Annotated in this window: 14 protein-coding genes; 12 read left to right on the forward strand and 2 right to left on the reverse strand. The window is 37.7% G+C overall.

The features are described 5' to 3' along the window. The first annotated feature begins 2 nt into the window (after positions 1 to 2). From mua to gmhA, 12 genes are read left to right on the forward strand one after another with little or no spacing between them, the layout of a single operon-like run. Positions 3 to 464, forward strand: a complete 462-nt coding sequence (gene mua / locus J5F42_RS02525) for a nickel-binding protein Mua (RefSeq protein WP_283491503.1) — start codon at positions 3 to 5, stop codon at positions 462 to 464. Beyond that, positions 464 to 1546: a lipid-A-disaccharide synthase gene (gene lpxB, locus J5F42_RS02530; RefSeq protein ID WP_283491504.1), complete on the forward strand. Its 1083-nt coding sequence runs from the start codon at positions 464 to 466 to the stop codon at positions 1544 to 1546. The genes mua and lpxB overlap by 1 nt, the downstream gene beginning before the upstream one ends. Before the next feature lie 40 nt (positions 1547 to 1586). After that, a complete protein-coding gene (greA, locus tag J5F42_RS02535) occupies positions 1587 to 2081 on the forward strand; it encodes a transcription elongation factor GreA (protein ID WP_283491505.1) in 495 nt (164 codons plus the stop codon). Continuing rightward, positions 2071 to 2508 (forward strand): dUTP diphosphatase, encoded by a 438-nt coding sequence (dut, locus tag J5F42_RS02540; protein WP_000694145.1) that lies wholly within the window; start codon positions 2071 to 2073, stop codon positions 2506 to 2508. The genes greA and dut overlap by 11 nt, the downstream gene beginning before the upstream one ends. After that, complete coding sequence (locus tag J5F42_RS02545) at positions 2505 to 3161, forward strand: hypothetical protein (RefSeq protein ID WP_283491506.1); 657 nt, start codon at positions 2505 to 2507, stop codon at positions 3159 to 3161. Before dut ends, J5F42_RS02545 begins: the two co-directional genes overlap by 4 nt. Positions 3162 to 3165: 4 nt before the next feature. Further along, complete coding sequence (gene pgbB, locus J5F42_RS02550; protein WP_097699241.1) at positions 3166 to 4833, forward strand: plasminogen-binding protein PgbB; 1668 nt, start codon at positions 3166 to 3168, stop codon at positions 4831 to 4833. A 4-nt stretch (positions 4834 to 4837) separates the two neighbouring features. Further along, on the forward strand, positions 4838 to 5509 hold the full coding sequence (locus J5F42_RS02555; RefSeq protein ID WP_283491507.1) for a type III pantothenate kinase: 672 nt from the start codon (positions 4838 to 4840) through the stop codon (positions 5507 to 5509). Continuing rightward, entirely contained in the window at positions 5500 to 6240 is a 741-nt protein-coding gene (locus J5F42_RS02560) for a sulfite exporter TauE/SafE family protein (protein ID WP_283491508.1), read from the forward strand. The genes J5F42_RS02555 and J5F42_RS02560 overlap by 10 nt, the downstream gene beginning before the upstream one ends. Beyond that, positions 6230 to 6751: a D-glycero-beta-D-manno-heptose 1,7-bisphosphate 7-phosphatase gene (gmhB, locus tag J5F42_RS02565; RefSeq protein ID WP_283491509.1), complete on the forward strand. Its 522-nt coding sequence runs from the start codon at positions 6230 to 6232 to the stop codon at positions 6749 to 6751. The genes J5F42_RS02560 and gmhB overlap by 11 nt, the downstream gene beginning before the upstream one ends. Before the next feature lie 8 nt (positions 6752 to 6759). Beyond that, positions 6760 to 7749: an ADP-glyceromanno-heptose 6-epimerase gene (gene rfaD, locus J5F42_RS02570; protein ID WP_283491510.1), complete on the forward strand. Its 990-nt coding sequence runs from the start codon at positions 6760 to 6762 to the stop codon at positions 7747 to 7749. Continuing rightward, positions 7746 to 9137 (forward strand): D-glycero-beta-D-manno-heptose-7-phosphate kinase, encoded by a 1392-nt coding sequence (rfaE1, locus tag J5F42_RS02575; protein WP_283491511.1) that lies wholly within the window; start codon positions 7746 to 7748, stop codon positions 9135 to 9137. Before rfaD ends, rfaE1 begins: the two co-directional genes overlap by 4 nt. After that, positions 9130 to 9708, forward strand: a complete 579-nt coding sequence (gene gmhA, locus J5F42_RS02580; protein ID WP_097714321.1) for a D-sedoheptulose 7-phosphate isomerase — start codon at positions 9130 to 9132, stop codon at positions 9706 to 9708. The genes rfaE1 and gmhA overlap by 8 nt, the downstream gene beginning before the upstream one ends. Before the next feature lie 2 nt (positions 9709 to 9710). Here the strand turns inward: gmhA and J5F42_RS02585 are convergent, their stop codons facing one another. Both J5F42_RS02585 and patA read right to left on the reverse strand, forming a co-directional pair. Then, entirely contained in the window at positions 9711 to 10805 is a 1095-nt protein-coding gene (locus tag J5F42_RS02585; RefSeq protein WP_283491512.1) for a hypothetical protein, read from the reverse strand. Between the two features lie 9 nt (positions 10806 to 10814). Next, positions 10815 to 12353, reverse strand: coding sequence for an MBOAT family peptidoglycan O-acetyltransferase PatA (gene patA / locus J5F42_RS02590; RefSeq protein WP_283491513.1), 1539 nt, complete (start codon positions 12351 to 12353; stop codon positions 10815 to 10817). Between the last annotated feature and the right edge of the window lie 102 nt (positions 12354 to 12455).

The raw sequence follows: 12455 nt of genomic DNA on the forward strand, positions 1-12455 counted from the left end.
CGATGCAAGAAGAATTGAGTGCTTACCAGCAAGAAATTGAAGACACTAGAGGAGTTTTAAAAAAAATCCGTTTGGAATTGAAGCAAGTCCAAGAAATCTTGCGTAAGAAAAAGAACACTTTAAAAGGTTTGAAGCAAGAAATCTATCAAAAAAAATTAGAAAAAGAAAACTCCCACTTAAACAAAGAAGCGCAAAATACAGGAGAGGATGTAATTTTCCCTAAAGCCCTTGAAGAAGTGGAGGTTTTCACTAGTGATAATCAGGTTATCATGGCAAAACCAAGCAAGCGCGTGTTTGATGAAGGGATTTACTTGCAATACCGCAGCGTTTTGCGCGAAAACAGGCTTTTAAAAAACCATCTCTCTAAGAAAGATTTTGAAAATTCGTTGCTCAAAATTGAATTGAGGGATTTGCACAAAGAAATCAAGCTCTATCAAGTCCAAAACCTTTTGAAGGACAAATAATGCCCACGATTTTAGTGAGCGCTTTAGAAGCGAGCTCTAATATGCATTTAGAGGAGTTACGGCGCAATTTGCCTAAAGATTATCGTTTCATTGGCGTGTTTGAAAGCAAAGACGCGCTCTATAGCCCTAGAGAATTTTCTGTCATGGGTTTTAGAGACGTGATAGGCCGTTTGGGGTTTTTACTCAAAGCCCATAAAGAAATGGTCCAATTAGCTAAACAAGCGGACATGGTGCTTTTAATGGATTCTTCTTCTTTCAATATCCCCTTAGCCAAAAAAATCAAAAAACAAGATCCGCATAAAAAAATCATGTATTATATTTTACCGCAAGTTTGGGCATGGAAAAAATGGCGCGCTAAAAGCCTTGAAAAATACTGCGATTTTTTGGGAGCGATTTTGCCTTTTGAAGTGAGCTATTACCAAAAAAAAGCCCAATATGTAGGACACCCTTTATTAGATGAAATTAAATATTATAAAAAAGATATTAAGGGCGAAACTCTAGTGTTTATGCCAGGAAGTCGAAAAAGCGAAATCGCTAAAATGTTCCCTTTGTTTGTCAAAGTGGCTCAAATTTTAGAACAAAACGAAGGGTTTAAAAGGCGTGTGTTAGTGGTGCCGAGTTTCTTTAAGGGGTTGGATTTGAAAGCCCTTTATGGAGAAGACATTCAATTATTTGAAATTTCTTATGATGCGCATAAGAGTTTGTTTGAAGCGGAGTTTGCGTTCATTTGCAGCGGCACAGCGACTTTAGAGGCCGCTTTGATTGGCACGCCTTTTGTGTTAGCGTATAGGGCTAAAACGATGGATTTTTTGATCGCTAGAATGCTTGTCAATTTGCATTACATAGGTTTAGCGAACATCTTTTATAACGCCTTAAATAATGAAACTCCAGGGCTTGGGGAGAGCCAATTGCACCCAGAATTGATCCAGCATTTTTTGAGCGTAGAGGGTTTGTTAAAAGCGTATAAAGAAATGGACAGAGAGCGCTATTTTAAAGAAAGTTTGAGATTAAGGGAATATTTAGCCAGTGGGAGCGCGAGAAAAATCGCTAATGAAATGGCTTTTTTGCTGAATTTAACTTAATTTTTACTATAATCTCTACTGAATAAGCTTAGGAGATTAAATGAATAAAGAACCTATGAGTATGCATGGATACAATAAGATTTGCGCGGAATTAAAGCAATTAAAAGAGGTGGAACGGCCTAATATTGTGAAAGAAATTGATATTGCTAGAGGGCATGGGGATTTGAAAGAAAACGCTGAATACCATGCCGCTAAAGAAAAACAACGCTTCATTGAAGCGAGGATCGTGGATTTAAGCGAAATTATCGCTAACGCTCAAGTGATTGATCCGAGCGCTTTAGCCCATAATAAAGTGAGTTTTGGGAGCACGATTAAAATCCTTAATTTGGATAACGATAAAGAGTTTTCTTACACGATAGTAGGAAGCGTGGAGAGTGATCCGGATAAAGGGTTAATTTCTTTTGGTTCGCCGATCGCTAAGAGTTTGATAGGCAAGAGCAAGGGCGATGCGGTGAGCATTCAATTGCCTAATGGCGAAAGCGATTTTGAAATTTTAGACATTTATTATAAAGAGATTTGTTTTGATGAAAATTAAAATCCAAAAAATCCACCCAAACGCCCTTATCCCTAAATACCAAACCGATGGTTCTTCAGGCTTTGATTTGCATGCTGTAGAAGAAGTAATGATCAAACCTCATAGCGTGGGGTTGGTGAAAATAGGGATTTGTTTGTCTTTAGAAGTGGGGTATGAATTGCAAGTGCGCACCCGTAGCGGTTTGGCTTTGAACCATCAGGTGATGGTATTAAATTCTCCTGGCACGGTGGATAATGATTATAGGGGCGAAATTAAGGTCATTTTAGCGAATTTGAGCGATAAAGATTTTAAAGTCCAAGTAGGGGATAGGATCGCTCAAGGGGTGGTTCAAAAAACTTATAAAGCCGAATTTATAGAATGCGAACAATTAGATGAAACTTCAAGGGGTAGTGGGGGGTTTGGCAGCACAGGAGTGAGCAAGGCATGAATATTAAGGAAAATTTAGAGCAAGTTAGAAACGAATTTAAAAGCGATGAAAAGCTTTTAGAGGGGGCGTTTAGATTAGAAAAGTTTTTCAAACGCTACAAGTGGGTGTTGTTGTTTATCGTGGTGGCTTTTATCGCTTATTTAGGGGATACAAAATTACAAGATTATAAGCATGAGCAAACGAGGGAGCGGATCACTCAAATTTATAATGAAGTGCTAGAGAGTCCTAATAATATAGCTTTGCAAAAAAGATTGAAAGAAGTCGCCCCAGAGCTGTATGATTTGTATCAATTCGCCAGAGCGAGTGAAAGAAACGATGCAAACGAGTTTAAAAAACTTTCGCAATCTTCTAATGAAGTTGTTAAAGCGTTCGCCCAATATTCTTACGCATCGCTTTCTAGAGATAAAAACCTACTTGAAAAAAGCCCCGTTCTTAAAGAAATGAGCGCTTTACAAGAAGTGAACTTGTTGTATGAAGAAAATTCTAAAGACGCAATCAAAAAAGCACATCAAAGTTTATCCACTATCCCTATAAGTTCTTCACTCTATGCTATAATCTCTGTTTTAAAACACTATGGAATGTTAGAAGATATTCAGCAAAACCCTTCCAAACCAACTAATCTAAAAAAAGAAACTATTCAAGGAACGCATTGATTTGATGAATAAACCATTTTTAATCTTACTCATAGCCCTAATTGTCTTTAGCGGCTGTAACATGAGAAAATATTTCAAACCCGCTAAACACCAGGTTAAAGGCGAAGCGTATTTCCCTAACCATTTGCAAGAAAGTATCGTTTCGTCTAATCGTTATGGAGCCATTTTGAAAAATGGAGCGGTTATAGGCGATAAAGGTTTAACGCAGCTAAGAATCGGTAAGAATTTCAATTACGAAAGCAGTTTTTTAAATGAGAGTCAAGGGTTTTTCATCCTTGCGCAAGATTGTTTGAACAAGATTGATAAAAAAACAAGCAAAAGCAAGGTGGCTAAGACTGAAGAAACGGAATTGAAATTAAAGGGTGTTGAAGCGGAAGTCCAAGATAAAGTCTGTCATCAAGTGGAATTGATTAGTAATAACCCTAACGCCAGCCAACAATCTATCGTTATCCCTTTGGAAACTTTTGCCTTGAGCGCGAGCGTTAAAGGGAATCTTTTAGCGGTGGTGTTAGCGGACAATTCAGCGAATTTATACGACATCACTTCTCAAAAATTGCTTTTTAGCGAGAAAGGTTCCCCAAGCACCACGATCAATTCTTTAATGGCGATGCCTATTTTTATGGATACGGTCGTGGTGTTTCCCATGCTAGATGGGCGTTTGTTGGTCGTGGATTATGTGCATGGAAACCCTACGCCTATTAGAAACATTGTTATCAGCAGCGATAAGTTTTTTAACAATATCACTTACCTTATCGTAGATGGCAATAACATGATCGCTTCTACAGGGAAAAGGATACTCTCAGTCGTGAGCGGTCAAGAGTTCAACTATGATGGGGATATTGTGGATTTGCTTTATGATAAGGGGACTTTATATGTGCTCACGCTAGACGGGCAGATTTTGCAAATGGATAAGAGTTTGAGGGAATTAAACAGCGTGAAACTACCCTTTGCTTCGCTCAACACGATTGTATTAAACCACAATAAATTGTATTCTTTAGAAAAGCGTGGGTATGTGATAGAGGTGGATTTGAATGATTTTGATTCGTATAATGTCTATAAAACGCCGTCTATAGGCAGTTTTAAGTTTTTTTCATCTAATCGTTTGGATAAAGGGGTGTTTTATGATAAAAATCGGGTGTATTATGATCGCTACTATTTAGATTATAATGATTTTAAACCAAAACTTTATCCCGTTGTGGAAAAATCTGCATCTAAAAAATCTCAAAAAGGCGAAAAAGGGAACGCTCCTATTTATTTGCAAGAAAGGCATAAAGCTAAAGAAAAGCCTTTAGAAGAAAACAAAGTTAAGCCAAGAAATAGCGGGTTTGAAGAAGAAGAAGTTAAAACCAGAAGGCCTGAGCCTATTAACAATCAAAATAACGCTATCCAAAAAGGCATAAAAGAAAATCAAGAAAACAAAAACGCTCCTGTTTCAAAAGAGGATAACGAAAAAGGCGCAGAAAACGCTCCTGTTTCAAAAGAGAATAACGCTATTAAAGAAGCGCCAAAACTCAGCCCTAAAGAAGAAAAACGCCGCTTGAAAGAAGAAAAGAAAAAAGCCAAAGCCGAACAAAGGGCTAGAGAATTTGAACAAAGAGCGAGAGAGCATCAAGAAAGAGATGAAAAAGAGCTTGAAGAAAGAAGAAAAGCTTTAGAAATGAATAAGAAGTGAGTCTATGTCAGCTGGGCGATCTTTTACAGATTTGAAAAACCTGGTTTTATGCGATATAGGCAATACGCGCATCCATTTCGCGCAAAATTATCAGCTCTTTTCAAGCGCTAAAGAAGATTTAAAGCGTTTGGGTATTCAAAAGGAAATTTTTTACATTAGCGTGAATGAAGAAAATGAAAAAGCCCTTTTAAATTGTTACCCTAACGCTAAAAATATTGCAGGATTTTTTCATTTAGAAACCGACTATGTAGGGCTTGGGATAGACCGGCAAATGGCGTGTTTAGCGCTAAATAATGGCGTGGTGGTGGATGCGGGGAGCGCGATTACGATTGATTTAGTCAAAGAGGGCAAGCATTTAGGAGGGTGTATTTTGCCCGGTTTAGCCCAATATATTCATGCGTATAAAAAAAGCGCTAAAATTTTAGAGCAACCTTTCAAGGCCTTAGATTCTTTAGAAGTTTTACCTAAAAACACCAGAGACGCTGTGAATTACGGCATGATTTTGAGCGTCATTTCTTGCATCCAGCATTTAGCCAAAAATCAAAAAATCTATCTTTGTGGGGGCGATGCGAAGTATTTGAGCGCGTTTTTACCCCATTCTGTTTGCAAGGAGCGTTTGGTTTTTGATGGGATGGAAATCGCTCTTAAAAAAGCAGGGATACTAGAATGCAAATGATGCAGAATTTGAGTTTTTTGGGCATGTTTTTAGCCGCTTTGAGCATGTCTTTAGGGCATTGTGTGGGCATGTGTGGGGGGATTGTGAGCGCGTTTAGTCAAATAAGATTTTCTAAAGTTACAAGCTTTTCTTACCAGCTCACTTGCCATGCCCTTTATAATGTGGGGAGGATCAGCACCTACATGCTTTTAGGGGCTATAACGGCAGGTTTAGGGCATAGTCTTAGCGTGAGCATGGGTTTTAGAGGTGTTTTATTGATGAGCATGGGAGTTGTTTTAATCCTTTTAGCGCTCTTGGGAGCTAAAGTGGAAAAATTAAGCTTTCAAGTCCCTTTCATCTCTTTTTTGATGAAAAAAACCTTGCAATCTCAAAACATTCTAGGGCTGTATTTCTTAGGCGTGTTGAACGGATTTTTACCCTGCATGATGGTGTATTCGTTTTTAGCGAGCGTGATTCTCAGTCATAGCGCGCTTATGGGAGCGATGCTAGGCCTTTCTTTTGGGCTTGGCACTAGCGTGCCGTTGTTTTTAATGGGGATTTTTTTAAGCAAAATTTCCATTTCTTACAGGAAATTTTTCAATCTTTTGTCTAAAGGTTTAATGGGGGTTTTTGGGCTTTATGTCCTTTATATGGGGATCATGCTCATTAATCATAAAATGCCTCATGCTATGCATCATCAAAACAACACCACTCAGCATGATCATAAAGGAGTGCATTCGCATGAACACTAACAAAGCCCTTTTTTTGGACAGAGACGGCATTATCAATATTGATAAAGGCTATGTGAGTCAAAAAGAAGATTTTGAGTTTCAAAAAGGGATTTTTGAATTGCTAAAGCATGCGAAATCTTTAGGCTACAAACTGCTTTTAATCACCAACCAATCCGGGATCAACCGAGGCTATTACACCCTTAAAGATTTTGAACAACTCACCCAATACCTCCAAGAAAGCTTGCTCAAAGAATTGGGTTTTAATTTGGATGGCATCTATTTTTGCAGGCACGTCCCAGAAGAAAATTGCGCTTGCAGGAAGCCAAAACCCTCTTTGATTTTACAAGCCGCTAAAGAGCATCAAATTTGTTTGGAGCGATCTTTTATGATAGGCGATAAAGAGAGCGACATGCTAGCCGGCTTGAACGCTAAAGTTAAAAATAACCTTTTGCTCACTCAAAACCATTTAAAAACTCCTCATTCTTGGATACAATGCAAAAATCTTAAAGAGATGATTGATTGGATTAAATAAGGACAAGAATGCGTTATATTGATGATGGATTAGAAAATCAAACGATTTTAATCACCGGTGGGGCTGGCTTTGTAGGCAGTAATCTGGCCTTTTATTTTCAAGAGAACCACCCTAAAGCTAAAGTAATCATTTTGGATAAGTTTCGCAGTAACACGCTTTTCAGTAATAACCGCCCGAGTTCTTTAGGGCATTTTAAGAATTTAATCGGTTTTAAGGGTGAAGTGATCACGGCTGACATTAATAACCCCTTAGATTTAAGGCATTTAGAAAAATTGCATTTTGATTATTTGTTCCACCAAGCGGCTGTTTCTGATACGACCATGCTGGATCAAGAATTAGTGATGAAAACCAATTATCAGGCTTTTTTAAACCTTTTAGAAATCGCTCGCTCAAAAAAAGCTAAAGTGATTTACGCTTCTTCAGCGGGCGTTTATGGCAACACCAAAGCCCCCAATGTGGTAGGCAAAAACGAAAGCCCTGAAAATGTCTATGGCTTTTCCAAGCTTTGCATGGACGAATTTGTCCTTTCTCATTCAAGCGATAACATTGTGGGCTTAAGGTATTTCAATGTCTATGGGCCTAGGGAATTTTATAAAGAAAAAACCGCCTCCATGGTTTTGCAACTCGCTTTAAGCGCGATGGCGTTTAAGGAAGTCAAGCTTTTTGAATTTGGCGAGCAATTAAGGGATTTTGTCTATATTGAAGATGTGATCCAAGCGAATGTGAAAGCGATGAAGGCTCAAAAAAGCGGGGTTTATAATGTGGGTTATTCGCAAGCCAGAAGTTATAATGAAATCGTTAGCATTTTAAAAGAGCATTTAGGGGATTTTAAAGTGAGCTATATTAAAAACCCTTACGCTTTTTTCCAAAAGCACACCCAAGCGCATATTGAACCTGCTATTTTGGATTTGGATTACACCCCTTTATACGATTTAGAAAGCGGTATTAAAGATTATTTGCCCCATATCCATGCGATTTTTAAAGAACAATGCGCATGAAAAAAATCTTAGTCATAGGCGATCTGATCGCTGATTATTATTTGTGGGGGAAGAGCGAACGCCTTTCTCCTGAAGCCCCTGTGCCTGTTTTAGAAGTCAAAAAAGAGAGCAAGAATTTAGGCGGAGCGGCCAATGTGGCTAATAACCTTATCTCTTTAAAAGCTAAAGTCTTTTTATGTGGGGTAGTGGGCGATGATTTAGAGGGCAAGCATTTTATTAGCGCTTTAAAAGCAAGAGGGATTGACACTTCAGGCGTCTTAATAGATAAAACCCGTTGCACCACGCTTAAGACGCGCATCATCGCACAAAACCAGCAAATCGCGCGCGTGGATAAGGAAATCAAAGATCCCTTAAGCGCTGATTTAAGAAAAAAACTTTTAGATTTTTTCATAGAAAAAATCCAAGAAATAGACGGCGTGATCCTTTCAGATTACAATAAGGGCGTGTTGGATTTTGAACTCACTCAAACCATCATCACGCTAGCTAACCAACACCACAAGCTCATTTTATGCGACCCTAAAGGGAAAGATTATAGCAAATATTCTCATGCGAGTTTGATCACGCCTAATCGTTTTGAATTAGAGCAAGCCCTCCATTTAAAATTAGACAGTCATGCGAATTTATCAAAAGCGCTCCAAATCTTAAAAGAAACTTATCAAATCGCTATGCCTTTAGTAACTTTGAGCGAACAAGGCATCGCTTTTTTAGAAAAAGGCGAGCTAGTCAATTGCCCCACTATCGCTAAAGAGGTTTATGATGTAACTGGGGCAGGCGATACGGTGATCGCGTCTTTAATGCTCTCTTTATTAGAATCAAAGAGCCTAAAAGATGCTTGCGAGTTTGCCAATGCGGCTGCGGCGGTGGTGGTGGGTAAAATGGGGAGCGCATTAGCGAGTTTAGAAGAAATCGCTTTGATTTTAAACCAAACGCACCCCAAAATCCTCCCTTTAGAAAAGCTGTTAGAAACTTTAGAACACCATCAGCAAAAAATCGTTTTCACCAATGGCTGTTTTGATCTCCTCCATAAAGGGCATGCGAGTTATTTGCAAAAGGCTAAAGCTTTAGGGGATATTCTCATTGTAGGGTTAAATAGCGACGCTTCCGTTAAAAGGCTTAAGGGGGATAAACGCCCCATAGTGAGCGAAAAAGACAGAGCGTTTCTTTTAGCGAGTTTGTCTTGCGTGGATTATGTCGTGGTGTTTGAAGAAGATGCGCCCATCAAATTAATTCAAGCCCTAAAGCCTGATATTTTAGTCAAGGGAGCGGACTATCTCAATAAAGAAATCATAGGGAGCGAGTTTGCTAAAGAAACCCGTTTGATGGAGTTTGAAGAAGGTTATTCCACAAGCGCTATCATAGAAAAAATTAAAAGGACATGCAATGATTGATGGTTTAATTAAAAAAGAATTTTTAGCCCATAAGGAAGCGTTAGAAAAAAGTTTAGAAAGTTTGCAAGAAGCGTTAAAACAAAGCGTTTATCTTTTGATAGAAACTTTAGAAAATCAAGGGAAAATCCTTATTTGCGGTAACGGGGGGAGCGCGAGCGATGCGCAGCATTTTGCCGCTGAATTGACCGGGCGCTATAAATTGGAAAGGAAAGGCTTGAGCGCGATAAGTCTTAATACCGATACCTCAGCCCTTACCGCCATTGCGAACGATTATGGTTATGAAGAAGTGTTTGCCAGACAAGTAGAAGCGTTAGGGGTAAAAAACGATGTTTTGATAGGGATTTCTACAAGCGGTAATTCCAAAAATGTCCTAAAAGCTTATGAAAAAGCCAAAGATTTAGGGATGAAAACGCTTAGTTTAGCGGGGCGTGATGGGGGGAAAATGAAGCCTTTAAGCGATATGGCTTTGATTGTCCCTAGTGATGATACCCCACGAATCCAAGAAATGCACATTCTTATGATCCACATCTTATGCGATTGCATTGAAAGGCATTTCGCTCATAAAAATTAGCCCTAATTTTGAATTTCTTTAGGGATTTGATAGTCTTCTATCGTTTGGATGAGTTTTTGCTTGAAGGAATCAATGTTATTGGGATTGAGTAGGTATTTCTTGCTCGCTATGGCTTGCAAGACTTCTTTGGAACCTATGGGATCATAATGCCCTATATCCTTATAGCGTTTTATCTCTTTAGCTAATGGCATGGTGCGCAAGTCATGGATTTCTACATTAGGGTATTTTAAAAGCGCCTTTAAGGCATTGTGGATGGTGTTTAAATTGCGCGTTAAAATGGCATGATTACAAACCTTATATTTTAAAAGCGAGTCCGTTCTTGTCCATAAAATAAAATGTTTATCGCTGTGTTTTTGAATAAAATCCCCTAGCTGTTTGGTGATTTTATAAGCATTTTCTTCATCTATGGCTAATTGATTAGGATTTTTTAACGCTGATAAATAGGATCTTTTCACATTATCCAGCGTATAGTCATAGGGGTTATTATGACCAAACATGAAATTATAATCATAACGATTTAAAACGCTATTGCAAAAATCATATAATTGGAACCAAGAATTGAGTTTGCAAAAAGATTTTTCTTTAATTTTGAGGTAATCTTTAGAAAAGTAGAAAAACGCGTTTTTAAAGACTCTAAAGTTATATAAATACACAAAACCTCCAGTAAAATAGGGGTATTCAAAAAAGTATTTGGATTCCTTGTTCAAAATAAATTCAAAAAAAGCCAAATCCATGGCAACGGTATTGACTGGTTGGTGCTTGAAAGCAAAAGGAAGCAATGATAATATTTCTCCAATATTCATACCAGAGACGGTTAGTTTGATAGGATCTTTCAACCCCAGCAAGTCATGGATGTCTTTTAAGCTAAAATTCAAACTGATGCTTGTTCCTATCAAGATATTGTTATAAGGGTAATGCTTGATCACCCCCTCAAAAGACAATAAAGTTCCCCCAACTCTTTCATGCCAATCAATGGGGTATTTTGCTTTCCTGAAATACTCAAAAGGATCGATTAGGTAATTAAACAATCCAACGCTTATAAGAAGAGAGAGGCAAAAAGAAACAACGATTAAAGTCTGTTTTTTATAAAACTCCATGCTAGTGTCCTAAAAATTAAAATACAAAAAGACGGATTGAGAACTGGCAAAAATAAATAAAAAACCTACAGAGAGCAACAAACAAGCGCTTGTTGTTTTAATCCAATCCATTTGATTGGATTGGTATAAATGGGAACTATTTTTTAAACAAAAAGAGATGATTACCATCAAAACACACATTTTAAATGTGGGGGATGCATACATCATGGTGTGCATGATCATGTTATCATTGACACGATTTAAAAACTCTGATGCCTCTTTTGAAAGATGACAAAGCGAAACGCCATTCAAACCAACCATCCCCTTTAAAACCTTCAAAGCGCTTTCTAAATTTTTGGCTCTAAAAAACACCCATGCAAGATTGATGAAATTAAAAGTGATGAGCCATGCTAGAATCTTTGGCATAGTGAAATGAAATTTTCTAGCGGTATGAGAATACGCTCTATGAACGCTCAAAGCAATCCCATGCAATAGCCCCCAAATGATAAAAGTCCAACCAGCCCCATGCCAAAACCCCCCAATCAAAAACACTAAAATTAAATTCCTATACACGATTAATTCTTTCACCCTATTACCCCCTAAAGGGATATACAAATACTCTTTTAAGAATCGGCTCAAAGTGATATGCCATCTCCTCCAAAAATCTTGGATATTCAAAGCCTTATAGGGGCTATTAAAATTGATAGGGAGTTTGATATTAAAAAAGAGGGCAATGCCTATAGCCATATCGCAATAACCGCTAAAATCAAAATACAGCTGGAACGAATAAGATAAAGACGCCATCCATGCTTGAATAAAACTTAAGCTAGCCGCCTTATCAAATCCAAAATCGGCAAAATGAGCGATATTATCCGCAATCACGACCTTTTTAAACAAACCGATAGAAAAGATAAATAAGCCTAAAGCGATATTTCTGTAATTCAAAAATTGATTATTTTTATCTTTAAATTGAGGCATCATCTCGATATGATGCACAATGGGTCCTGCAATGAGTTGAGGGAAGAAACTCACAAATAAAGCGTAATCTAAAAAATGCGAAAATGAAAAAAATGAAGGAGGGGGGTTTAATAAAAAATAGGAGCGTTTTCTCTCTCTCTCTCTCGTTTTGGGCTGCATGATTTGATTTTGCTTATAAGTGTCCATCAAGTAAGCGATTTGTTGCAAAGTGAAAAAGCTGATCGCTAAAGGCAAGATTAAATGCAAGGTTTCAAAATGGCTCTTCCATATTAGATTGAAGTTGGTTAAGAAAAAATCAGTGTATTTGAAAAATCCTAAAAGTGAAACATTAGCGATCAGACCCAAAATAAGCCATAATCTTTTATAGGCATTGGGCTTGGTGATTTTCAAAGCCACAAAATAATTAAAAATAATAGAGCCAACCAATAAGGGCAAATACTTCACATTCCAAAAAGCATAAAAAAACAAACTAGCCAATACGAGCCATAGTTTAGGGAACAGGGGATTTTTAGCATAAGCTTGCAAGATAAAATACCCTAAAAAGACAACAGGCAAAAAAGCAAAGATGAATAACGGCGTGTTGAATAACAAAACAAATACCCTTAAGATTGAGATGATGGAGGCTAACATTATATAAAAAAAAAAAAAATGATCCTACAAGAAATGAGAATAAAGAAAGGATTAAAAACAACA

The organism is Helicobacter pylori (assembly GCF_030062585.1).
Lineage (GTDB): Bacteria > Campylobacterota > Campylobacteria > Campylobacterales > Helicobacteraceae > Helicobacter > Helicobacter pylori_CN.

Excerpts from the sequence above, each read along its gene's own strand:
- mua (WP_283491503.1), top strand. The coding sequence starts at position 3 with ATGCAAGAAGAATTGAGTGCTTACCAGCAAGAAATTGAAGACACTAGA.
- lpxB (WP_283491504.1), top strand. The coding sequence starts at position 464 with ATGCCCACGATTTTAGTGAGCGCTTTAGAAGCGAGCTCTAATATGCAT.
- greA (WP_283491505.1), top strand. The coding sequence starts at position 1,587 with ATGAATAAAGAACCTATGAGTATGCATGGATACAATAAGATTTGCGCG.
- dut (WP_000694145.1), top strand. The coding sequence starts at position 2,071 with ATGAAAATTAAAATCCAAAAAATCCACCCAAACGCCCTTATCCCTAAA.
- J5F42_RS02545 (WP_283491506.1), top strand. The coding sequence starts at position 2,505 with ATGAATATTAAGGAAAATTTAGAGCAAGTTAGAAACGAATTTAAAAGC.
- pgbB (WP_097699241.1), top strand. The coding sequence starts at position 3,166 with ATGAATAAACCATTTTTAATCTTACTCATAGCCCTAATTGTCTTTAGC.
- J5F42_RS02555 (WP_283491507.1), top strand. The coding sequence starts at position 4,838 with ATGTCAGCTGGGCGATCTTTTACAGATTTGAAAAACCTGGTTTTATGC.
- J5F42_RS02560 (WP_283491508.1), top strand. The coding sequence starts at position 5,500 with ATGCAAATGATGCAGAATTTGAGTTTTTTGGGCATGTTTTTAGCCGCT.
- gmhB (WP_283491509.1), top strand. The coding sequence starts at position 6,230 with ATGAACACTAACAAAGCCCTTTTTTTGGACAGAGACGGCATTATCAAT.
- rfaD (WP_283491510.1), top strand. The coding sequence starts at position 6,760 with ATGCGTTATATTGATGATGGATTAGAAAATCAAACGATTTTAATCACC.
- rfaE1 (WP_283491511.1), top strand. The coding sequence starts at position 7,746 with ATGAAAAAAATCTTAGTCATAGGCGATCTGATCGCTGATTATTATTTG.
- gmhA (WP_097714321.1), top strand. The coding sequence starts at position 9,130 with ATGATTGATGGTTTAATTAAAAAAGAATTTTTAGCCCATAAGGAAGCG.
- J5F42_RS02585 (WP_283491512.1), bottom strand. The coding sequence starts at position 10,805 with ATGGAGTTTTATAAAAAACAGACTTTAATCGTTGTTTCTTTTTGCCTC.